At 58.7% G+C, this 21,831-nt stretch carries 17 protein-coding genes and 1 tRNA gene; 10 read left to right on the top strand and 8 right to left on the bottom strand.

Annotation, left to right across the window (positions count from 1 at the left end):
• The first annotated feature begins 39 nt into the window (after window positions 1-39).
• The 3 genes from B472_RS00985 (at window position 40) to B472_RS00995 (ending at window position 1,341) form a co-directional block, all read left to right on the top strand.
• Window positions 40-432 (top strand): hypothetical protein, encoded by a 393-nt coding sequence (locus B472_RS00985; RefSeq protein ID WP_133176044.1) that lies wholly within the window; start codon window positions 40-42, stop codon window positions 430-432.
• Between the two features lie 239 nt (window positions 433-671).
• Complete coding sequence (locus B472_RS00990; protein ID WP_019427958.1) at window positions 672-1,028, top strand: type II toxin-antitoxin system RelE/ParE family toxin; 357 nt, start codon at window positions 672-674, stop codon at window positions 1,026-1,028.
• Window positions 1,012-1,341, top strand: coding sequence for an XRE family transcriptional regulator (locus tag B472_RS00995; RefSeq protein WP_019427959.1), 330 nt, complete (start codon window positions 1,012-1,014; stop codon window positions 1,339-1,341). The genes B472_RS00990 and B472_RS00995 overlap by 17 nt, the downstream gene beginning before the upstream one ends.
• An 85-nt stretch (window positions 1,342-1,426) precedes the next feature.
• Here the strand turns inward: B472_RS00995 and lpdA are convergent, their stop codons facing one another.
• The 3 genes from lpdA to aceE are packed head-to-tail and all read right to left on the bottom strand — an operon-like array spanning window position 1,427 to window position 7,714.
• Window positions 1,427-3,280: a dihydrolipoyl dehydrogenase gene (gene lpdA, locus B472_RS01000; RefSeq protein ID WP_019427960.1), complete on the bottom strand. Its 1,854-nt coding sequence runs from the start codon at window positions 3,278-3,280 to the stop codon at window positions 1,427-1,429.
• Window positions 3,281-3,337: 57 nt separating this feature from the next.
• Window positions 3,338-5,002: a dihydrolipoyllysine-residue acetyltransferase gene (aceF, locus tag B472_RS01005; RefSeq protein ID WP_019427961.1), complete on the bottom strand. Its 1,665-nt coding sequence runs from the start codon at window positions 5,000-5,002 to the stop codon at window positions 3,338-3,340.
• Window positions 5,003-5,017: 15 nt separating this feature from the next.
• Window positions 5,018-7,714 carry a pyruvate dehydrogenase (acetyl-transferring), homodimeric type gene (gene aceE, locus B472_RS01010; RefSeq protein ID WP_019427962.1) on the bottom strand — a complete coding sequence of 899 codons (2,697 nt, stop codon included), beginning with the start codon at window positions 7,712-7,714 and terminating at the stop codon, window positions 5,018-5,020.
• Between the two features lie 162 nt (window positions 7,715-7,876).
• Between aceE and B472_RS01015 the strand changes: the two genes are divergently transcribed.
• From B472_RS01015 to B472_RS01030, 4 genes are all read left to right on the top strand, one after another.
• The gene (locus tag B472_RS01015; protein ID WP_019427963.1) at window positions 7,877-10,399 is read left to right on the top strand and encodes a PAS domain S-box protein; all 2,523 of its coding nucleotides are present in this window, start codon (window positions 7,877-7,879) and stop codon (window positions 10,397-10,399) included.
• A 4-nt stretch (window positions 10,400-10,403) separates the two neighbouring features.
• On the top strand, window positions 10,404-11,030 hold the full coding sequence (locus tag B472_RS01020; protein ID WP_019427964.1) for a response regulator transcription factor: 627 nt from the start codon (window positions 10,404-10,406) through the stop codon (window positions 11,028-11,030).
• A gap of 77 nt (window positions 11,031-11,107) precedes the next feature.
• Entirely contained in the window at window positions 11,108-11,959 is an 852-nt protein-coding gene (folD, locus tag B472_RS01025; protein WP_019427965.1) for a bifunctional methylenetetrahydrofolate dehydrogenase/methenyltetrahydrofolate cyclohydrolase FolD, read from the top strand.
• Window positions 11,960-11,997: 38 nt separating this feature from the next.
• Complete coding sequence (locus tag B472_RS01030) at window positions 11,998-14,037, top strand: M3 family metallopeptidase (protein WP_019427966.1); 2,040 nt, start codon at window positions 11,998-12,000, stop codon at window positions 14,035-14,037.
• Window positions 14,038-14,145: 108 nt separating this feature from the next.
• On the opposite strand, the gene B472_RS01035 is transcribed toward B472_RS01030, so the two are convergent.
• From B472_RS01035 to B472_RS01045, 3 genes are all read right to left on the bottom strand, one after another.
• Window positions 14,146-14,222, bottom strand: a tRNA-Val gene (locus tag B472_RS01035).
• Window positions 14,223-14,285: 63 nt separating this feature from the next.
• Window positions 14,286-16,520, bottom strand: a complete 2,235-nt coding sequence (locus B472_RS01040; RefSeq protein WP_026039732.1) for a bifunctional (p)ppGpp synthetase/guanosine-3',5'-bis(diphosphate) 3'-pyrophosphohydrolase — start codon at window positions 16,518-16,520, stop codon at window positions 14,286-14,288.
• A gap of 40 nt (window positions 16,521-16,560) precedes the next feature.
• The gene (locus tag B472_RS01045; protein ID WP_019427968.1) at window positions 16,561-17,511 is read right to left on the bottom strand and encodes an alpha/beta fold hydrolase; all 951 of its coding nucleotides are present in this window, start codon (window positions 17,509-17,511) and stop codon (window positions 16,561-16,563) included.
• Window positions 17,512-17,607: 96 nt separating this feature from the next.
• Here B472_RS01045 and B472_RS01050 point away from each other — a divergent pair, with 96 nt between their 5' ends.
• From B472_RS01050 to B472_RS01060, 3 genes are read left to right on the top strand one after another with little or no spacing between them, the layout of a single operon-like run.
• On the top strand, window positions 17,608-18,378 hold the full coding sequence (locus B472_RS01050; RefSeq protein WP_019427969.1) for a 3-hydroxybutyrate dehydrogenase: 771 nt from the start codon (window positions 17,608-17,610) through the stop codon (window positions 18,376-18,378).
• Window positions 18,379-18,392: 14 nt separating this feature from the next.
• A complete protein-coding gene (gene ompR, locus B472_RS01055) occupies window positions 18,393-19,124 on the top strand; it encodes a two-component system response regulator OmpR (RefSeq protein WP_019427970.1) in 732 nt (243 codons plus the stop codon).
• A gap of 32 nt (window positions 19,125-19,156) precedes the next feature.
• Window positions 19,157-20,503 (top strand): ATP-binding protein, encoded by a 1,347-nt coding sequence (locus tag B472_RS01060; protein ID WP_050995482.1) that lies wholly within the window; start codon window positions 19,157-19,159, stop codon window positions 20,501-20,503.
• Here the strand turns inward: B472_RS01060 and ispF are convergent.
• Both ispF and ispD read right to left on the bottom strand, forming a co-directional pair.
• On the bottom strand, window positions 20,481-20,975 hold the full coding sequence (gene ispF, locus B472_RS01065) for a 2-C-methyl-D-erythritol 2,4-cyclodiphosphate synthase (protein ID WP_019427972.1): 495 nt from the start codon (window positions 20,973-20,975) through the stop codon (window positions 20,481-20,483). The two genes, B472_RS01060 and ispF, sit on opposite strands and share 23 nt — an antisense overlap.
• Window positions 20,972-21,706, bottom strand: a complete 735-nt coding sequence (gene ispD / locus B472_RS01070; RefSeq protein ID WP_019427973.1) for a 2-C-methyl-D-erythritol 4-phosphate cytidylyltransferase — start codon at window positions 21,704-21,706, stop codon at window positions 20,972-20,974. Before ispD ends, ispF begins: the two co-directional genes overlap by 4 nt.
• Window positions 21,707-21,831: the final 125 nt, after the last annotated feature.

Here is a 21,831-nt window from a genome sequence, read left to right on the forward strand (position 1 = left end):
ATGACCATGCCAAGAGCTCAAAAAACTTGGAAAGACAAAATGGCCACCAAGCCACCGCACCATGTTGTTCTTGAAAAAGACTTCGCGGGCGTGAAAAGCGGCTCAAAACTGCACATTTCCAGCCCGCAGGAAATTGCAGATGAACTCAGAAAAATTCGACCCGGCGAAACGGTTTCGCTGCAGCTATTTCGTCAAAAAATTGCCCAAGCGCAAGCCTGTGATGCCACGTGCCCCGTCTCGACGTCCATATTTTTGAGAATTGTGGCCGAGTACGCGTGGGAGGAGCACAACGAGAGAAATGTCTCGCTGGCCGATTTGCCGCCGTTTTGGCGAGTGGTGGAGCCTGGAACCCCCTTGTCCCAAAAACTCAGTTTTGACCAAGCCTGGATCACCTTGCAGCGAGAGCTGGAAAAAGACTTTTCGGGGGCATGAAAACTCGGAATGTGAAATTCCCAGTCATAACCCTCATCACCTTAGGAACGTGTCCCTGGCCACCTCTGCCGCCTTGCCGATGCTCTCGCCCAGCGAGGGATGGGGAGGATGGTTTTGCCGATTGTCACCAATGTCAAAGATGTGCGGCTGATTGGAGCACATTTGAATGTCGACTTTGATGAAGCCAAGGTCACTAGCAGACACGCATTTAAAAGTACTTTATAAGGTACACTTAACTGATGTCTTCAAGCAGAAAAATCCCTGCAATCTTCTACCGGAATGAATCCGGCAGCGAGCCAGTGCGCGAATGGCTGAAGACTTTGGACAAAGCAGATCGCCAAACCGTAGGTGAGGACATTGCCTATGTCCAATACAAATGGCCCATAGGCAAACCACGGGTCGATCATTTGCGAGGACCAATCTGGGAGGTTCGCAGCAAGATCGGAAACCGGATAGCACGCGTGCTTTTTGCTGTGGAGGAGTCCGAAATGATTTTGCTGCATGCCTTTGTCAAGAAGACCCAGCAAACCAACCCCGCCGATATTGAACTGGCAACCAAACGCTTGAAGGAGTGGATCAATGGCCAAAGCAACTAACGTCAATCCCCACACGGGCAGCAGTTTTGATGACTTCCTCAAAGAGGACGGTATTTATGAAGAAGTGCAGGCCCGTGCGCTCAAACGCGCATTGGCCGAGCAACTGGACGACGCCATGCAAAGCGGCAAACTCAGCAAAGTGAACATGGCACAGCGCATGGCCACCAGTCGCTCCCAATTGGACCGCGTACTGGACCCGAGCAACCTGTCCATCCAGCTCGACACCTTGGTCAAAGCGGCCAGCGCAGTGGGTAGGACTGTCGAAATTCGGCTCAAGCGCGACACCAAGCGTTCGCGAGCCACCTCGGCGTAAGGGAAACCAAAAACCTGCAGTGCGCCTCCAGCAAAAAGCCCGGACGGTTTCCCGTCCGGGCTTCTTTGTTTGCAGCGCGAAGCGTTTACTTCTTCGCTGGCGGCAAGTCCGTGCAGCTACCGTGCGCCACCTCCGCCGCCATGCCAATGCTTTCACCCAGCGTGGGGTGGGGGTGGATGGTTTTGCCGATGTCCACCGCGTCTGCGCCCATCTCAATCGCCAGAGCGATCTCGCCAATCATGTCGCCCGCGTGTGTGCCCACCATGCCGCCGCCCAAGATCTTGCCGTGGCCATGGGCCTCGGGTGAATCGTCAAACAGCAGCTTGGTCACACCTTCGTCGCGTCCGTTGGCAATGGCGCGGCCTGAAGCCGACCAAGGGAACAAGCCCTTTTTCACCTTGATGCCTTGCGCTTTGGCCTGGTCTTCGGTCAGGCCCACCCACGCCACTTCGGGGTCGGTGTAGGCCACGCTGGGAATCACGCGGGCGTTGAACGCCGCGGCTGCCAACTCTTTGTTGCCTTGCAGTTCGCCCGCAATGACTTCGGCCGCGACGTGGGCTTCATGCACCGCTTTGTGCGCCAACATGGGCTGGCCCACGATGTCGCCAATGGCAAAGATGTGCGGCACGTTGGTGCGCATTTGAATGTCGACGTTGATGAAGCCACGGTCGGTCACAGACACGCCAGCTTTTTCAGCGGCGAGTTTTTTGCCGTTGGGCGTGCGGCCCACGGCTTGCAACACCAGGTCGTACACCTGCGGCGCGGGGGCGGTGCCGCCGGGTTCGGCGCTTTCGAAAGTCACTTCAATGCCTTCAGGTAAGGCGCGTGCGGACACGGTCTTGGTCTTGAGCATGATGTGGTCAAAGCGCTTGGCGTTCATCTTTTGCCAGACTTTGACCAAGTCGCGGTCAGCGCCTTGCATGAGGCCGTCCATCATTTCCACCACATCGAGGCGTGCGCCCAGCGTGCTGTAAACCGTGCCCATTTCCAGGCCGATGATGCCGCCGCCCAAAATCAGCATGCGTTTGGGCACTTCTTTGAGTTCCAAAGCCCCGGTGCTGTCCACCACGCGAGGATCGTTGGGCATGAAAGGCAAGCGCACCGCTTGCGAGCCCGCAGCGATGATGGCCTTCTTGAAGGCAATCACTTTTTTGCTGCCGTTTTGTTCTTGTGCTGTTCCTGTGGTCTCAGACACTTCGAGGTGATTGGCACCGACGAACTGGCCCAAACCGCGCACGGTGGTGACCTTGCGCATCTTAGCCATGGCCGCCAAGCCGCCGGTGAGTTTGCCAATGACTTTTTCTTTATGGCCGCGCAGCTTGTCGATGTTGACCACCGGTTTGCCAAAGTCCACACCGAGGTCGGCCATGTGGCTGACTTCATCAATCACGGCTGCAACGTGCAGCAAGGCTTTGGAGGGGATGCAACCCACGTTGAGGCACACGCCACCCAAGGTGGCGTATCGCTCAACGATGACGACGTTCAAGCCAAGATCGGCTGCGCGAAAGGCTGCCGAGTAACCGCCGGGGCCGCCGCCCAAGACGAGCACATCGCACGCGATGTCGGCCACCCCTGCATAGTTCTCGCCAAAGGAAGAGGCAGTGGGTGCGGGGGCTGCTGCAACAGGGGCTGGAGCAGGTGCTGGTGCTGGTGCAGCCGCTGGAGCGGAAGCGGCTGCAGGGGCCGGGGCCGCGGCAGCGCCCTCGCCGTCCAGCACCAACACCACAGAGCCTTGCTTGACCTTGTCGCCGAGCTTGACTTTGAGTTCTTGGACCACGCCGCCGTGGCTGCAAGGAATTTCCATGGAGGCTTTGTCGCTCTCTACAGTGATCAGACTCTGGTCAGTTTTGACGGTGTCGCCCACCTTGACCATCAACTCGATCACGGTGACTTCGTCGAAATCGCCAATGTCGGGGACTTGGATATCTATGAGTGTCATGTTCTTCTCAAGAGGTTGGAGGCCGAGCAAAGCTGCGCTTTGGTCCGCCCCCAAGGATTAGAGTAATACCCGACGGAAGTCGCTGAGGATTTGTCCCAGGAACGCGTTGAAGCGTGCCGCTGCGGCGCCATCGATGACGCGGTGGTCCCATGTCAAAGACAGGGGCAGCATCAAGCGGGGCACAAACTGCTTGCCGTCCCAGACAGGCTCCATGGTGCTTTTGCACACACCGAGAATCGCCACTTCGGGCGCGTTGATGATGGGCGTGAAGTACTTACCGCCAATGCCGCCGAGGCTGGAGATGGTGAAAGTGGCGCCCGACATTTCTGCAGGACTGAGTTTGCCTTCTCGCGCCTTCTTGGCCAGCTCCCCCATTTCCTGGCTGATTTGCAGCACGCCTTTTTTGTCGCAATCGCGGATGACGGGCACCATCAAACCATTGGGCGTGTCAGCGGCAAAGCCGATGTGCCAGTAGTTTTTGTAGACCAGCGCATCACCGTCGAGCGAGCTGTTGAACTCGGGGTATTTCTTGAGCGCGGCCACGCAAGCCTTGATCAAGAAGGCCAGCATCGTCACTTTGACGCCCGACTTCTCGTTCTCTTTGTTGGTCGAAACACGGAAAGCTTCTAGGTCGGTGATGTCGGCATCGTCGTGGTTGGTGACGGCCGGAATCATGATGGCATTGCGAAGCAAGTTCGCGCCGCTGATCTTCTTGATGCGGCCCATTTCTTTGCGCTCGATGGGGCCGAACTTGGCAAAGTCGACGTTGGGCCAAGGGATCAGGCCCAAAGCTGCGCCGTCACCGCCCGAAGCTGCAGGCGCTTTGGCCGCCTGGGCCTTCGTTTGCGCAGCGCCCGACATGACGGCCTTGGTGAAGGCATGCACATCGCCCTCGGTGATACGGCCTTTGAGGCCTGAGCCTTTGACTTCTTCGAGCGGCACGCCCAGCTCTCGGGCGAACTTGCGCACCGAGGGTGACGCGTGGGGCAAGCCCACCGTGTTGCCACCGGGGGCGTGGGCAGGCGCAGCCACTGCGGCAGCCGCCAGGGGCGTTGGCGCAGCAGCGAGCGTCGAGGCCACTGCCGCAGCCACAGCCGCGACAGGCGCAGCTGCAGCCGCCACAGGCGCAGCTGCAGCCGCCACGGTGCCTTCCAAAATAGCCAACAAGTCGCCAATGTTGACCTTGTCGCCCAATTTGATTTTGAGCTCTTTGAGCACGCCAGCATGCGAGGAAGGGATTTCCATCGCCGCTTTGTCCGACTCGACCGTGATCAAGGATTGCTCGACCTTGATGGCATCGCCAGGCTTGACCATGACCTCAATGACCACCACGTCTTTGAAGTCGCCAATGTCAGGCACATGCACTTGTACAGGACCTGAGACAACCTGGGCTGCCACAGCGACAGGCGCTGCCGGAGCCGCAGCGACAGCAGCAACGGCAGGCGCTGCAAAAGCTGCAACGGCAGGCGCAGCAACAGCCGCACCAGCAGCTTCGACCACCAACACGATGGAGCCTTGCTTGACTTTTTCACCCAAAGCGACGCGCATTTCTTTCACGACGCCAGCCGTGCTCGATGGAATTTCCATCGAGGCTTTGTCGGACTCCACAGTGATCAGCGATTGCTCGGCCTTGACCGTATCGCCCACCTTGACCATCAACTCAATGACGGTCACTTCATCGAAATCCCCGATGTCCGGGACTTGAACTTCTACCAATGCCATGTTTGTCTCCAGCTTTTATGCGTACAGCGGGTTGATTTTGTCGGTATTGATACCGTACTTTTTGATCGCATCGGCCACTTGGCTGACGGGCACAGCACCGTCTTCGCTCAATGCTTTGAGGGCGGCCACCACGATGTAGTGGCGGTTGACTTCAAAGTGCTCTCGCAGCTTGCTGCGGAAATCAGAGCGGCCGAATCCGTCGGTGCCCAACACTTTGTAGGTGCGGTCTTTCGGAATGAAAGGACGAATCTGCTCGGCATAGGCCTTCATGTAATCGGTTGAAGCGACCACCGGGCCGCTGTGCTTGGTCAGTTGTTGGCCCACAAAGGACACGCGAGGGGCGTCCATGGGGTGCAACATGTTGTGGCGCTCGGCGTCTTGACCGTCGCGGGTCAGTTCGTTGAAGCTGGGGCAGCTCCAAACGTCCGCTTGAATGCCCCAATCCGTGGCCAGCAAGGTTTGCGCGGCAATGGATTCGCGCAAGATGGTGCCCGAGCCCAACAACTGCACGCGCTTGTCACCCGCAGCACCTGGCTTGCACAAATACATGCCTTTGATGATCTGCTCTTCGGTGCCAGGCGTGAGACCTGGCATGGCATAGTTTTCGTTCAGCAGGGTGATGTAATAAAAGACGTTGTCTTGCTTCTCGACCATGCGCTTCAAGCCATGGTGAAGGATGACACCCACTTCGTGTGCGAAGGTAGGGTCATAAGACACGCAGTTGGGGATGGTGTTGGCCATGATGTGGCTGTGACCGTCTTCGTGCTGCAAGCCTTCGCCGTTGAGCGTGGTGCGGCCCGATGTGCCGCCCAACAAGAAACCGCGCGCCTGCATGTCGCCCGCCGCCCAAGCCAGGTCGCCAATGCGCTGGAAGCCAAACATCGAGTAGTACACGTAGAACGGCACCATGATGCGGTTGCTGGTGCTGTAGCTGGTGGCCGCCGCGATCCAGCTCGACATGCCGCCGGCTTCGTTGATGCCTTCTTGCAAGATTTGGCCCGCTTTGTCTTCTTTGTAGTACATGACCTGGTCTTTGTCGACCGGGGTGTACTGCTGACCTGCGGGGTTGTAAATACCGATCTGACGGAACAAGCCTTCCATACCGAAAGTGCGGGCTTCGTCCACCAGAATCGGCACCACGCGTGGGCCCAGGGCTTGATCGCGCAGCAGTTGCGTCAAGAAACGCACATAAGCCTGGGTGGTGGAGATTTCACGGCCTTCGGCAGTCGGCTCCATCACGGCCTTGAAGGTGTCGAGCGAAGGCACGGTGAAGCTCTCTTCGGCCTTGGCGCGGCGCTTGGGCAAATAACCACCCAGCGCTTGGCGCCGCTCGTGCAGATAACGCATCTCTGGCGTGTCGTCAGCGGGCTTGTAAAAAGGAATATTGGCCAACTCGCTGTCCGGAATCGGAATGTTGAAGCGGTCGCGCATGTACTTGATGTCGTCGTCCGTGAGCTTCTTGGTCTGGTGGACCGTGTTCTTGCCCTCACCCGCCTTGCCCATGCCAAAACCTTTGACGGTCTTGATCAGCAACACAGTGGGCTGTCCCTTCGTGTTCACCGCCTGGTGGTAGGCCGCATAGACCTTTTGCGGGTCGTGACCGCCACGCTTGAGGTTCCAGATGTCGTTGTCCGACAGGTGCGCCACCATGTCCAGCGTGCGCGGGTCGCGTCCAAAAAAGTGCTTGCGGACATAGGCGCCGTCGTTGGCTTTGAAAGCCTGGTAGTCGCCGTCCAGGGTTTCCATCATCAGTTTGCGCAGGGCGCCGTCCTTGTCGCGGGCCAGCAAGCTGTCCCACTCGCTGCCCCACAGCAGCTTGATGACGTTCCAGCCAGAACCGCGGAATTCGCCTTCGAGTTCTTGCACGATCTTGCCGTTGCCGCGCACCGGTCCGTCCAGGCGCTGCAAGTTGCAGTTGACGACAAAAATCAGGTTGTCCAAGTTCTCGCGGGCGGCCAAACCAATGGCACCCAATGATTCGACTTCGTCCATCTCGCCGTCACCGCAGAACACCCAGACCTTGCGGTTTTCGGTGTTGGCGATGCCACGGGCATGCAAGTATTTGAGGAAACGCGCCTGGTAAATGGCCATCAATGGGCCAAGGCCCATGGACACGGTGGGGAACTGCCAGAACTCGGGCATGAGTTTGGGGTGTGGGTAGCTGGACAGACCGTTGCCATCGACTTCTTGACGGAAATTGAGCAACTGCTCTTCCGTCAAGCGACCTTCCAAGTAAGCACGCGCGTAAACACCGGGGGAAACGTGGCCCTGAATGTAGAGGCAATCGCCACCGTGGTTTTCGTTTTCGGCATGCCAAAAGTGGTTGAACCCAGCGCCGAACATGTGGGCCAGCGATGCAAAGGAGCCAATGTGGCCGCCCAAATCGCCGCCATCTGCAGGATTGTGTCGGTTGGCCTTGACCACCATGGCCATGGCGTTCCAGCGCATGTAAGCGCGAAGCCGCTCTTCGATCTCGATGTTGCCGGGGCAACGTGCTTCCTCGGTGGGCTCAATGGTGTTGACATAACCCGTCGTGGCTGAAAACGGCAAATCGATGCTGTGCTGACGGGCTTCTTCCAGCAGGCCTTCCAGCAAGAAGTGGGCACGCTCAGGGCCCGCTTTCTCAATGACCGCCGACAGCGCGTCCATCCATTCACGGGTTTCTTGGCTGTCTGTGTCTTGCACCGTTTTTTGAGGTGTTGCCGCTGTCATAGTTGTCTCCTGAAAATCATGGCCTTAGAACTGTCTCAAATTTTCTCATATTTTTCTTTTTATTTCAAATTATGCGGATGTGTTTTGTATTGTGAAATTTTCAAAGAAAGCTGGCACACATGGCTTGACGGTTTTGTCGTGTCCGTCCTCTAAACTCGGACGATGGAATTGAACAAAACAACGTCGGTTGTGAAAAAAGTGAGCCCTTGGACATGGTGGCTGTCTTGGTGGCGCCGCCAATCGCCCAACAAACAGGACCGTTTTGCCAACCTGGCCCCGGTCGCTGCGGTGGTCTTGTTTCTGGCCGCCATTGCGAGTGCATTCTGGTATCTGAGGGTCGAAGAAGTCGAGCGTGAGCAGGAAGCCATTAAAAGAGATGTGGAATACGCGCAGCAACGTCTGAGGCTTCGTCTGCTGGAACGGCAAGAACAGGTGATGCGATTGGCCAGGGACGTTTCTAACCGCGAGATCCGCTTGGAACAGTTTTTGATCCGATCAGAGTCGTTGGTGCAACAGTACCCCGAGTTTTTGTCGCTGACATGGATCGATGAACGGCGCAGAATCGTGGCCAACCAAAGCATCTCCAGCATCTCCTCCAGCCAACAATTGCGCACGGGCAGCACCTTGAAAACAGGCGATACAGAGAGCCTGTTCAGTTTGACCAGAGACTTGATGCAGCCCATTTATGGGCAGATCTCCGTGGAGGCCGAGCGGGATACGCCCATGAACGTGTTGCAGTTGCACACCCCTTTGAGCAACGACCAAGGTCGCTTCAATGGGGTTGTCATGGCGCAATACAGCATGGAGGGACTGCTTCGCTACGGCATTCCCACCGAGGTGTTGGCCAAATACGCCGTGGCCTTGCAAGACGGCGAAGGGCGCTTGCTGGCCGGCCAATCGATTGCCTCCCGTGCCGTTTTATGGTCTTTGCTGCCCGGCAGCGACAAGCCCCACAACGACTTTGAAATTCCAGTTTCACCCGTTGGCAACGACTTGGTCTTGCGTGCCCAAACTTGGCGAACCTCTCAGGGCCTGGTGGGCAGTGGCTTGTTTTGGCTGGTCAGTGTTCTCAGTGCGATGACCGCCTGGATGCTGATTGCCAACTGGCGACACACCCGCAGGCGGTTGCAGGCTCAAAAAGCCTTGGTGGCAGAGACCAACTTCCGTCGCGCCATGGAAAACTCCATGCTGACGGGCATGCGTGCGCTGGATTTGCGCGGTCGCATCACCTATGTGAATCCGGGTTTTTGCCACATGACGGGCTGGAGTGAGTCCGACTTGGTGGGCGCGGTGGCCCCCTTTCCTTATTGGCCTGAACAAGACCGTGAACTGTTGATGCGGCGCTTGGAAGAAGAAATCAGCGGACAACATTCGGCTGGGGGGTTCCAAGTCCGGGTCAAACGCAAGAACGGTCAGTTGTTTGAAGCGCGCATGTACGTCTCCCCCTTGATTGACGCCACAGGCAAACAAACGGGTTGGATGACCTCGATGACCGACATCACCGAGCCCAACCGCATCCGTGAACAACTGGCCAATTCCCACGAGCGCTTCACCATCGTGCTGGAGGCGCTGGACGCTTCGGTGTCGGTGGCGCCTCTGGGCAGCGAAGAGTTGTTGTTTGCCAACAAGCTGTACCGTTTATGGTTTGGGCAAAACACTGAAGGTCACCTGCGGCTGGTCCAGCAAGCAGGCGCCTACAGTGGCGAGAGGGCCTCTGAAGACGTGGATGACATGGCCGGCCTGCCGACCGTGGGCTTGCCTGTTGTGGGACCAGAAAATGCTGAAATTTTCGTCCCCGAATTGAACAAATGGCTGGAAGTCCGCTCCCGTTACATCAACTGGGCTGACGGCCGTTTGGCCCAAATGGTCATTGCCAGCGACATCACGCCCCGGCGCCAAGCCGAAGAACTGGCAGCCCAACAAGCCGAGCGCGCGCAAACCGCCAGCAGCTTGATCACCATGGGCGAAATGGCGTCCAGCGTGGCGCACGAGCTGAACCAACCCTTGACCGCCATCAGCAACTATTGCAGCGGCATGATCTCGCGCATACAGGCCAAACAAGTCAAAGAAGAAGACTTGCTCTGGGCTCTGGAAAAAACCGCCCACCAAGCCCAAAGGGCCGGACAAATCATTTTGCGCATTCGCAGTTTCGTCAAACGCAGCGAACCCAACCGCGCCCTGTCCGACGTCTCGGCCATGGTCAGCGAATCGCTGGAATTGGCAGAAATCGAGCTGCGCAGACGCCACGTTCGTCTAACCCACCACATCGCGGCCCGCTTGCCTCAGCTGTGGGTCGACCCGATCTTGATCGAGCAAGTGCTGGTGAACTTGATGAAAAACGCTGCCGAGTCGATCGACAACGCCAACCGCCCCCCAGAGCAACGTCAGGTCGAATTGCGCATCCTGCCCAAGACCATAGACAAGCAATCGGTGGTGGAGTTTTCGGTCACCGACACGGGCGCAGGCTTGCCACCCGAGTCGATTGAGCGGGTTTATGAAGCCTTTTTCTCGACCAAAGTAGAAGGCATGGGCATTGGCTTGAATTTGTGCCGAAGCATTGTGGAATCGCACCAAGGCAGGATCAAAGCCGAGAACATCTACAATGCCGACGAAGTCACAGGCTGCCGTTTCTCCTTTTGGATACCGGTCGAGTCTGGTGAACCACATCACAACCCACTGGGGTAAGCGAATGAGTTTGATACCAAAAAAAGGCACTGTGTACGTTGTCGATGACGACGAAGCCGTGCGTGATTCCTTGCAATGGTTGCTGGAAGGCAAGGATTACCGAGTGCGTTGCTTTGACAGCGCCGAATCGTTCATCAGCCGCTACGACCCGCGCGAAGTGGCCTGTTTGATTGCCGACATTCGCATGGGCGGCATGAGCGGCATGGAGCTGCAGGACCGTTTGATTGAACGGCGCTCGCCCCTGCCCATCGTGTTCATCACCGGCCACGGCGATGTGCCCATGGCGGTGAACACCATGAAAAAAGGCGCCATGGATTTCATCCAAAAGCCCTTCAAGGAAGAAGAACTTTTGAGCTTGGTTGAGCGCATGCTTGACGAGGCCCGCGATTCCTTTGCCGATTACCAACAAGCTGCCAGCCGTGACGCCTTGTTGTCCAAACTCACAGGCCGGGAAGCCCAGGTGCTCGAGCGGATCGTCGCCGGGCGACTGAACAAACAAATCGCCGACGATTTGGGCATCAGCATCAAGACGGTAGAGGCGCACCGCGCCAACATCATGGAAAAGCTCAACGCCAATACCGTGGCCGACCTGCTCAAGATCGCGCTGGGGCAAAACGCACCCAAGGCCTGAACCGAGCACGCCCGACCCAAACGCCCGCACAAGTCGGGCGTTTTGCATTTTTTCTCTGACTTTTCGAGTTTTCACCCATGACGGCCCAACTGATCGACGGCAACCAGCTTTCCAAACAACTTCGCACCGCGGTCGCCAGCCGCGCCCAGGCCCTCAAGGCCAAAGGCGTCACGCCGGGTCTGGCTGTGGTGCTGGTGGGCGACAACCCGGCCAGCCAGGTGTATGTGCGCAACAAGGTCAAGGCCTGCGAAGACAGCGGGCTGCACTCGGTACTGGAAAAATACGAAGCGAACATGAGCGAGGCCGAGCTGCTGGCCCGTGTGGAAGCGCTCAACCAGGATCCGACCATCCACGGCATCTTGGTGCAACTGCCGCTGCCCGCGCACATCGACGCACAAAAGGTGATCGAAGCCATCAGCCCCGCCAAAGATGTGGATGGCTTCCACATCGCCAGCGCAGGGGCCCTCATGACCGGCATGCCTGGCTTTTGGCCCTGCACACCCTATGGATGCATGAAGATGCTGGAGAGCATTGGCTACGACCTGCGCGGCAAACACGCCGTGGTCATTGGCCGCAGCAACATTGTGGGCAAACCCATGGCACTGATGCTGCTGCAAAATGACGCCACGGTGACGGTCGCGCACTCGCGCACCCAAAACCTCAAAGCCTTGACCCTGCAAGCCGACGTGATCGTGGCGGCTGTGGGCAAGCGCAACGTGCTGACGGCCGACATGGTCAAGCCCGGCGCGGTGGTGCTGGACGTGGGCATGAATCGCAACGAAGAAGGCAAACTGTGCGGCGACGTGGACTTTGACGGCGTGAAGCAAGTCGCCAGCCACATCACCCCTGTGCCTGGTGGTGTGGGCCCCATGACGATCACCATGCTGTTGGTCAACACCCTTGAAGCGGCTGAACGCGCCACCAAGTGATACAACGGACACCATCCAACCGCTTTCTGGAAAATGCCATGACCAATCCCTTGCTCGACACCTCTGGCCTGCCCTTGTTTGACCGCATTGCGCCCGAGCATGTCGCCCCGGCCATGGACGAACTGCTGGCTGCCGCCGAAAAAGCGCTGGACGCCGTGACCGCCGCCGAATTTCCAGCCGAATGGAAAGCCATCGCGCAAACCCTGGACGTGAACACCGAAAAACTCGGCATGGCTTGGGGCGCGGTCTCACACCTCAACAGCGTGGCCGACACGCCTGAATTGCGCGCCGCTTACAACGCCGCCCTGCCCCGCGTGACCGAGTTTTGGACGCGCCTGGGCAGCGATGAGCGTCTTTACGCCAAATACAAAGCCATTGACGCCGCCAGCCTCAACACGGAGCAAACGCAGGCCCGCAAAAATGCCCTGCGCGGCTTTGTGCTGGGCGGTGCCGAACTGCAAGGTGCGGCCAAGGAACGCTACGCCGCCATTCAGGAGCGGCTGGCTGAAATCACTCAAAAGTTCAGCGAAAACACGCTGGACGCCACCGACAAATTTGCCTTGTACGTGAGCGAAGACCAGTTGAAAGGCGTGCCGGCAGACGTTGTGCAGGCCACCCGCGACGCAGCCCAAAAAGAAGAAAAAGAAGGCCACCGCCTGAGCCTGAAAATGCCGGTGTATTTGCCCGTGATGCAGTTCGCCGACAACACGGCTTTGCGCGAACAACTCTACAAAGCCTATGTCACCCGCGCCTCAGACCAAGCCCCAGAAGACTTCAAGCATTTCGACAACACCCCCTTGATGCAAGAAATCTTGGCCCTGCGCCAAGAAGAAGCACGTCTGCTGGGTTTTGACAATTACGCCCAGGTCTCGGTGGTGCCCAAAATGGCCGAGTCCCCCGAAAAAGTCACCAGTTTCTTGCGCGATCTGGCAGCCAAAGCACGCCCATTCGCCGAAAAAGACCTGGCCGATCTGCGCGAATTTGCCGCCCAAGAACTGGGCAATACAGGCCCGCTCAACGCATGGGATGTGCCTTACTTGAGCGAAAAGCTCAAAGAAGCCCGCTACAGCTTCAGCGAACAAGAGGTCAAGCAGTACTTCACCGCGCCCAAGGTGCTGGCGGGTCTGTTCAAGATCATCGAGACTTTGTTTGAAGTCAGCATCCGCGCCGACCAGGCGCCCGTGTGGCATCCGGCCGTGGGCTTTTACCGCATCGAGCGCGATGGCCAGCTGATCGGCCAGTTCTACTTGGACCCCCCAGCCCGCGCGGGCAAGCGCGGCGGCGCGTGGATGGACGATGTGCGTGGCCGCTGGCAGCGGCCCGACACGGGTGTGTTGCAAACCCCTGTGGCGCACTTGGTGTGCAACTTTGCTGAGGGCGTGAACGGCCAGCCCGCTTTGCTGACGCACGACGACGTCATCACCCTTTTCCACGAATTTGGCCATGGCCTGCACCACATGCTCACGCAAGTGAACGAGCGTGATGTTTCAGGCATCAGCGGCGTTGAGTGGGATGCGGTTGAGCTGCCCAGCCAGTTCATGGAGAATTTTTGTTGGGAATGGTCGGTGCTGCGCCACATGACGGCCCATGTGGAAACCGGCGAGCCCCTGCCGCGTGCCCTGTTCGACAAGATGCTGGCGGCCAAGAACTTCCAAAGCGGTTTGCAAACGCTGCGTCAAATCGAGTTTTCTTTGTTCGACATGCTGGTGCATTCCGAGCACGACCCGGCGCAAGACTTCATGCCGCTGCTGGCCCAAGTGCGCAACGAAGTCGCTGTGATGCGGCCACCGGCATTCAACCGCATGGCCCACACCTTCAGCCACATCTTTGCAGGCGGTTACGCCGCAGGCTATTACAGCTACAAATGGGCCGAGGTGCTGAGCGCCGATGCCTACGCCGCGTTTGAAGAAACCGCTGCAGCCGATGGTACGCCCAGCGTGGAAACCGGCCGCCTCTACCGCCAGGCCATTTTGGAGGCCGGTGGCAGCCGGCCGGCGCTCGAATCATTCAAGGCCTTCCGAGGTCGTGAGCCGAGCCTTGATGCCTTGCTGAGACACCAAGGCATGGTCGCGGTTTGAAGTTGGCTTTGGGCCGCACAAAAAACGGCCCGCCTTCTCTCAAAGATGCATGGGACGAAAAAAAAGCACCGAGCGTTTCCGCTGAGTGCTTGTTTTCCCTACCGAATTTGGTAGGCGCGACTAGATTCGAACTAGCGACCCCCACCATGTCAAGGTGGTGCTCTAACCAACTGAGCTACGCGCCTGCTAAGCCTCGAATTATAACGTCAAAAAAGCGCTTTTTGACCTGCTGTGTCGACATGGCGAATTCAGCGCCTGCGGGCGGCCCTGACGCCTTTGACGCCGCGAACGGTGACCAAGACCCGGTTCAAACTCATGGCATCCCCGATTTCCACCGTGAAGGTCATCCAAGCCATGCCTTTGACGGATTGGGTTTGCACGCCGATCACGTTCATTTTTTCCTTGGCAAACACTTCAGAGATGTCTCGCAGCAAGCCTTGGCGGTCGATGGCCTCCACCGAGACATCGACCGGATAGACCGAGCCTTCCGAAGCTTTCCCCACACCCCAGCGGACATCAATCACGCGTTCGGCATGGCGCGAAGCCAATTCGCGGAAATTGCTGCAGTCCTGCCGGTGGATGCTCACGCCCTTGCCGCGTGTGACAAATCCACCAATCGCATCGGGCGGAGCGGGTTTGCAGCAACGCGACAGTTGCGTCAGCAAGGAATCCACCCCCACCACCAAAACACCGGAGGGTGACTTGCGGGCCACTGCGCCTTTGAACTTCTTTTGGAAGTACTCATCGGGCTCCAGGGCTGGTTCGGGTGGATTGAGCAAAACCTCGATGTTGCGCAGCGAGTACTCGTCCTTGCCCACCACCTCAAACAAACCGTCTGCCGACTTGAAGCCCAATTGGCTGGCCAAATCATCCAAACGGATGGCGGTGCGGCCTAAGCGTTGCAAAGATTTTTCGACCGCCTCACGGCCCTTGGCGATGGTTTCTTCACTGACCTGCGCATTGAACCAGGCACGCACCTTGGCACGCGCCCGCGGGCTGGCCAAAAAGCCCAGCTCGGGGTTGAGCCAATCCCGTGATGGCCCCCCCTCTTTGATGGCCGTGATCTCCACCGTCTGGCCGTTGGCCAATGGGGTGTTCAGAGGCACCATCGCCCCGTCGACCTTGGCGCCACGACAACGGTGGCCCAAATTGGTGTGCACGGTGTAGGCAAAGTCAATCGCTGTGGCGCCTTGCGGCAACTCCACGACCGCCGCATCGGGCGTCAGCACATAAATGCGGTCCTCAAACAAGCCGCTGCCTTGCCCGTGGGCTTGCGCGGCACCCGACAAATCACGCTCCCAAGCCAACAATTGCCGCAGCACCGCAATCTTGGTGTCGTATTCGCTGCTGGCCGAGACCCCCGCATAACCTTTGGCCCCCGCTTCTTTGTAAGCCCAGTGCGCAGCCACGCCATGCTCGGCATGCTCGTGCATGGCCTGGGTGCGGATTTGCACCTCAATCGGGCCGCCATCGGCATCACGGACCACCGTGTGCAGCGACTGGTAGCCATTGGCTTTGGGTTTGGCAATGTAATCGTCAAACTCTTCGGCGATAGGCACAAAATGTTCGTGTACCCAACTGAGCACTTGGTAGCAATCGGCCACGCTGGGCACCACCACGCGCAGGGCCCGAATGTCGAACACGCGCTCAAAGGGCAGCGCCTTGCCGCGCATCTTTTTGACAATGCTGTAAATGTGTTTGGGCCGCCCCTCCACATTGGCAGCCATGCCTTGGGTGCCCAAGGCTTGCTGCAACCGCTCGCGCAGGGCCACCATGTAAAGTTCGCGCTCGGTGCGTTTTTCGTCCAGCAACTGGGCAATGTCTTTGTAGGTGGCGGGCTCCAGAAAACGGAAGGACAGGTCTTCCAGTTCCCATTTGATTTGCCAAATGCCCAAACGGTTGGCCAGCGGCGCAAACACCTGCAAAGATTCACGGGCCAACACCGCGGGCACCGGCAATTTGCTGGCCGCAAAATGGCGCAAGGTTTGCAAACGCGAAGCCAATCGCAGCATCACCACGCGCAAGTCGCGGCTGAAAGCCAACAGCATCTTGCGCACGTTTTCAGTCTGGATGCGCGGGCTCAGAGGCGTGTTGTCAGGCCCTTGGGCACTGGACTCCGCAGCCCGAGACAAACGCTGCACATGGACCAACTGGTTGGTTTGCATGGCCAGTTGTGCCAGATGCACGCCAAAGGCCTTGCCCATCACTTCTTCTGGTTTGTTCAGATGCGGGCAGGCATAGACCAAATAGATGGCCGCTTGCATGACCACTGAGCCACCCATGCCTGCCAGGATGGTGGCCACCGCATCGGCGTGGGCCAAGATGTTTTCACCCGTGTCGAGAGATTCGCCTGCAATCAGGGGCTCGGCAAATGTTCGGGCTTTGGCCAGGAGTTCGGCATCCGCTGGCAAACCCAGGCCATCGGATGTGGCCAGCATGACCGGTGGCAAATGCGCAGCATGCAGGCGCCCAGAATGCGACATGGGGCTGGCGGAATGGCTGGAACTGGGGCTGACCATCGGATCAAGCACCCCACAAGAAATGCGTCACCACGCCCAATTGGTGTGCCGCGGTCAACGTCGGCGCGTGCCCACAGTCTGGCCACGTCTCCAACTGGGCTTTGGGTCCACGCTGCGTCATGGCCAGGGCGGTTTCGGTGGTCAACAAATCCGACTGCCCCCCGCGGATGAGCAAGGTTTGGGCTTGAATTTGGTCGTACAAAGACCACATGGCGGCCTCACCCGCCGATGCGGCCTCGGGCGTTAAAGCGCGCAACGGAACCCCAATGGCCGGGTCGTAGTGCAGGGTCAAAGCCCCATCGGTACCTGGACGTGTCATGTGTGCCGACATCTCGCGCCAAACCTCGGGCAAGACGGGACCAAAGCCTTGCGACAAGGCCCACAGCGCTGCCGCAGCCTCATCGAGATCGCGAAATTGGCCGTATTGCCCCACATAGCCTTGCATGCGCTGCACCGACGACCAGGTGATGGCCGGGCCCACATCGTTCAGCACCAATCGGCGCATGGGGGCTGGCAAGGGCAAGCCGGGTTGTCCGGCAAGCACCATACCGATCAAGCCCCCCATGCTGGTGCCCACCCAGTCCAAGGCTTGAACCGGTCGATCGGGACCCAATCTGGCCTGTATCTGTCCCAACAGGGCCAGCATATCGGCCGCGTATTGCGGAATTTGGTAGAGCGCCGGATTTTGCAGCCATTCGCTTTGACCCCGCCCGACCACATCTGGACAAATCACTTGCACGGGCACAGGGCTTGACAACACCAATGCCTGAGCCAAGCTGTCAAAGTCGCGTCCTTGACGCGTCAAGCCATGGACACACACCACAACGTGCTGGGCTTGCGCATCGCCCCAACGCCAATAAGCCATGCGGTGCTGGCCCTCTGGGTGTGGGCAAGACACGAACGCCAGTTGAGGCGCTGCACTGGGGGTTGGGGCTGAGGTGTGGATCATGAGCATCGGAAACAATCTGAAGGCCAAACAGACAGAACAAGTCTTTGGCCAGCGCCATAATGTTCTTTTGAACATCCTAATTCATCTTTCGGAGTCATCATCATGTTGCAAGGTAAAACAGCCCTGGTCACAGGTTCAACCAGCGGTATCGGTCTGGGCATTGCCAAGGCTTTGGCCCAACAAGGCGCGAACATCGTGCTGAACGGCTTTGGCGATACCCAAGGCCCGCAAGCCGAAATCGCTGCCCTGGGCGTCAAAGTCGCCTACCACGGGGCCGACATGAGCAAAGCCTCCGAAATTGAAGCCATGATGAAGTTTGCGGCCGACACCTTTGGCCGCGTCGACATTTTGGTGAACAACGCTGGCATCCAGCACGTCGCCAAGATCGAAGACTTTCCGGTCGAGCGCTGGGACGCCATCATCGCCATCAATCTGACCAGCGCCTTTCATGCCACGCGTTTGGCCTTGCCCGCCATGAAAGCCGCTAACTGGGGCCGCATCATCAACGTGGCCTCCATCCACGGCTTGGTCGGTTCTGCCGAGAAGTCAGCCTATGTGGCGGCCAAGCATGGCGTGGTGGGCCTGACAAAAGTCACGGCGCTCGAAAACGCCACCACCGGCGTGACCTGCAACGCCATTTGCCCAGGCTGGGTGCTGACACCGCTGGTCCAAAAACAGGTGGACGCCAAAGCCGTGGCCATGGGCTTGTCGAACGAAGAGGCCAAAAAACAACTGCTTCAAGAAAAAGAGCCCTCCATGCAATTCACCACCCCCGAAGAACTGGGCGAGTTGGCGGTGTTCTTCTGCTCGGCCGCTGGCAACAACGTGCGCGGCGCAGCCTGGAACATGGATGGCGGCTGGACCGCTCAATAACCCAGAGCCCGGCCATGAGCAGCTCCACCCGGCTTGACAAAGTCGTCATCGTCGACGACGACGCTCGCATCCGTGATTTGCTGCGGCGTTTTTTGTCGCAAGAAGGCTTTGATGTCTTGTTGGCCGAGGATGGCCGGGCTCTGGACCGCATCTTGCAGCGAGAAACCATCGATCTGGTGGTGCTCGACCTGATGCTGCCCGGCGAAGACGGGTTGAGCATTTGCAAACGCATGCGCGCCCTTGGCCACAAAACGCCTGTGATCATGCTCACCGCCAAAGTCGAGGACACCGACCGCATTGCAGGCCTTGACATCGGCGCCGATGACTACCTGGGCAAGCCTTTCAACCCCCGCGAGTTGTTGGCCCGAATTCACGCCGTCTTGCGCCGCCGGCCAATGGCCGAGGTGCCCGGTGCGCCATCCACGGCCGAAAACGAGGTCATCGAGTTTGGTGCCTTCACGCTCAATTTGGGGACCCGATCCCTGAGCCGTTTGGGCGAGGACATGCCGCTCACCAGCGGCGAATTTTCCATGCTCAAAGCCCTGGCACGTCACCCCAAGCAAGCTTTGTCGCGCGAAAAATTGGCCCAACTGGCGCGAGGCCGCGACTTTGAACCTTTTGACCGCAGCTTGGACGTCCAAATCTCTCGCCTGCGAAAAATGATCGAACAAGACCCCGCCTCCCCCAAAATCATTCAAACGGTTTGGGGCGTTGGCTATGTCTTTGTGCCCGATGGACAAACGTGATCCCTGCAGAAGTCACTGCACCTGAGCCCCGCATGGCCAAAAAAACCCCTCGCAAGCTCCAACTCAGCTTGTTCTGGCGCACCTTCATTTTGTTGGCTTTGCTGATTTTGTTCAGCAGCTTGGCTTGGCTGCAGATGTTTCGCACCCAGGAGTACGAACCGCGCATTTTGCGCAACGTCCACCAAATTGCCACGGTGGTCAATTTGACCAAAACCGCCTTGATCCATACCGATGCGATTGCGCGGGTGTCTCTTCTCAAAACGCTGGCAGACGAGGAGGACGTCAGCATCCAAATCCGGGAACCCGGCGACCAGATCCTGGCCTTTGGCGCGTCCGGGCTGGAGCGCCAGTTGGTCACCGAGATGGTCAAGCGTCTGGGGCCTGAAACCCTGATTGCCTCCCAAGTTAACCAAGTCGACGGTTTATGGATCGGCTTCAAAATTGAGCGTGACAGTTACTGGCTGCAAATGGACCCCGAGAGGCTCAGACCTTTGGGCGGCTCGGCCTGGCTGTCTTGGCTGGGCCTGACACTGGCGCTGTCCTTGGGCGGCGCGGCCATGATGGCCGGCCTGATCAACCGTCCCTTGAAGCGCTTGTCATTGGCTGCAGGCCGCGTGCGCGACGGGCATTTCAACACCGCCAAACTGGACGAAGACGCCGCCACCAGCGAAATCCGCGAAGTCAACATCGGCTTCAACCGCATGGCCGAGCGTTTGGCCAAGATCGAACAAGAGCGCGCCGTGATGCTGGCAGGGATTTCGCACGACTTGCGCACCCCCTTGGCCCGCTTGCGCCTGGAGACCGAGCTCAGCGTTGCCGACCTGGCAACGCGCGACTTGATGGCCGCCGACATCGCCCAACTGGACGCCATCATCGACAAATTCCTCGACTACGCCCGGCCCGAGCCCACGAACTTGGGGCCGGTTTTGCTGTCGGGCGCGATCAGCCGCAGCATTTCGCCTTGGCGCCATGACCCCCGACTGCTCATTCAAGTGCATGTGGCCGAAGACCTTCAGGTCCATGCCGAACCAGTCGAACTGGAACGGGTGTTGTCCAACCTGCTGGAGAACGCCCGCCGTTATGGCCAAAGCCCGATCGATGGCATCACCCGGGTCGAGATCATGGCCCGCTTGCAAGACGGCTGGGTGTCGCTCAGCGTGTGCGACCAAGGCCCCGGCGTGCCCGAAGAAGCCTTGAAAAAACTGACCCAACCGTTTTTCAGAGGCGACACCGCCAGGACCGACGCAACAGGATCAGGCTTGGGGTTGGCGATTGTGGAAAAGTCTGTGCTGCGCATGGGCGGCACGTTCACGGTGGTCAACCACAGCGCCGGGGGGCTGATGGCCTTGATGAAATTCAGGCAGGTGACGCCGACTTGAGAACCAGCAAGACCACGGCACGCGCCTCCATGCTTTGCCCCATGCCCACGGGCCCCAGCTTTTCTGCGGTTTTGGCTTTCACGTTCACTTGATGCAAACCCACCCCCAGTGCCTGGGCCACGCCCGCATGGATGGCGGCCATGTGCGGGGCCAGCTTGGGGGCTTGGGCCACGATGGTGCTGTCCACGTTCACCAGCTCCCACCCTTTTTCGCGGACACGCCGCATGGCCTCTTGCAACAACACGCCAGAATCTGCACCCTTGAACTGTGCATCCGTGTCTGGGAAATGCCGCCCAATGTCGCCTAAACCCGCAGCGCCCAACACCGCATCGGTGATGGCGTGAAGCAATACATCGGCATCTGAGTGGCCCATCAGCCCGGTGGGGTGCGCGATCTGTACGCCACCCAAGATCAGTTGGCGGCCCGGCACCAAGGCGTGCACGTCCCAGCCCTCTCCAATGCGCATGTTCATGTTCTGCCTTTCAAAACCATCTCTGCAAACGCAAAGTCAGCCGGGTAAGTGACTTTCAAATTGTGGACCGATCCGGGCACCAGGCGTGGCGACAAGCCCAAGCGCTCCATCGCGCTGGACTCGTCGGTGATGCCCGCAAAATCGGTATTCGCCGCCTCCGCCAAAGCGGCGTACAAAGCCCCCAAACGAAACATTTGGGGCGTTTGTGCCAGCCATTTGTCCTCGCGCGGCACAGTGCTGGCCACTCTGGGCCCCCTTGAGCCCGTTGTGAAGTGGGTTTGTGATTTCAGGGTGTCTGGCAGCGGCAATGCCAACAAACCGCCCACATCGTCTCCGCCGCATGCCTCGATCAGGTGCGACACCGCATCGGGTGTGATCAAGCAACGCGCCGCGTCATGCACCAAGACCCAATCTTGCGCAGACAGGCCCGCTTGCAACATGGCCGTAAGACCGTTAAAAACGCTGGCTGCACGCGTTGCACCACCACAGGCCTCACGCCTGAAATGCGCAGGCCATCGCTCTTGAGGCCATGAAAAATCATCGCCTGGCGACAAAATCACCCAAGCACTGGACAACTGCGGCACACCGGCAAGCGCCATCAACGTGTGCATGACCATGGGCTGACCCAACAGCATTTGGTATTGCTTGGGCTGGGCTGTGCCCGCGCGGCTGCCCGTGCCAGCACAAGGAACCAAGGCATGAAAACGGGGAAAGTCTGGGGTGTTTGACATGGCTGTCCATTGTAGGACGGTGACTCGCGCCCCAATCCGGCATCAAGGTCATCGTCTTGAACCACTGCCCAAGCCGTTGGGGCCCTTCTACAATGGGTCGTCTGACCATTTTCTCACCCCCCTCC

Origin of the sequence: Limnohabitans sp. Rim28, assembly GCF_000293865.2 — a bacterium.
Lineage (GTDB): Bacteria > Pseudomonadota > Gammaproteobacteria > Burkholderiales > Burkholderiaceae_C > Limnohabitans_A.

Coding starts and splice junctions, on each gene's coding strand:
- ispF (WP_019427972.1), bottom strand. CDS start 20,975: ATGAACATGCGCATTGGAGAGGGCTGGGACGTGCACGCCTTGGTGCCG.
- B472_RS01040 (WP_026039732.1), bottom strand. CDS start 16,520: ATGTCGCATTCTGGGCGCCTGCATGCTGCGCATTTGCCACCGGTCATG.
- B472_RS01020 (WP_019427964.1), top strand. CDS start 10,404: ATGAGTTTGATACCAAAAAAAGGCACTGTGTACGTTGTCGATGACGAC.
- aceE (WP_019427962.1), bottom strand. CDS start 7,714: ATGACAGCGGCAACACCTCAAAAAACGGTGCAAGACACAGACAGCCAA.
- folD (WP_019427965.1), top strand. CDS start 11,108: ATGACGGCCCAACTGATCGACGGCAACCAGCTTTCCAAACAACTTCGC.
- B472_RS00985 (WP_133176044.1), top strand. CDS start 40: ATGGCCACCAAGCCACCGCACCATGTTGTTCTTGAAAAAGACTTCGCG.
- B472_RS01050 (WP_019427969.1), top strand. CDS start 17,608: ATGTTGCAAGGTAAAACAGCCCTGGTCACAGGTTCAACCAGCGGTATC.
- ispD (WP_019427973.1), bottom strand. CDS start 21,706: ATGTCAAACACCCCAGACTTTCCCCGTTTTCATGCCTTGGTTCCTTGT.
- B472_RS01015 (WP_019427963.1), top strand. CDS start 7,877: ATGGAATTGAACAAAACAACGTCGGTTGTGAAAAAAGTGAGCCCTTGG.
- B472_RS01030 (WP_019427966.1), top strand. CDS start 11,998: ATGACCAATCCCTTGCTCGACACCTCTGGCCTGCCCTTGTTTGACCGC.
- aceF (WP_019427961.1), bottom strand. CDS start 5,002: ATGGCATTGGTAGAAGTTCAAGTCCCGGACATCGGGGATTTCGATGAA.
- B472_RS00995 (WP_019427959.1), top strand. CDS start 1,012: ATGGCCAAAGCAACTAACGTCAATCCCCACACGGGCAGCAGTTTTGAT.
- B472_RS01060 (WP_050995482.1), top strand. CDS start 19,157: ATGGCCAAAAAAACCCCTCGCAAGCTCCAACTCAGCTTGTTCTGGCGC.
- lpdA (WP_019427960.1), bottom strand. CDS start 3,280: ATGACACTCATAGATATCCAAGTCCCCGACATTGGCGATTTCGACGAA.
- B472_RS01045 (WP_019427968.1), bottom strand. CDS start 17,511: ATGCTCATGATCCACACCTCAGCCCCAACCCCCAGTGCAGCGCCTCAA.
- ompR (WP_019427970.1), top strand. CDS start 18,393: ATGAGCAGCTCCACCCGGCTTGACAAAGTCGTCATCGTCGACGACGAC.
- B472_RS00990 (WP_019427958.1), top strand. CDS start 672: ATGTCTTCAAGCAGAAAAATCCCTGCAATCTTCTACCGGAATGAATCC.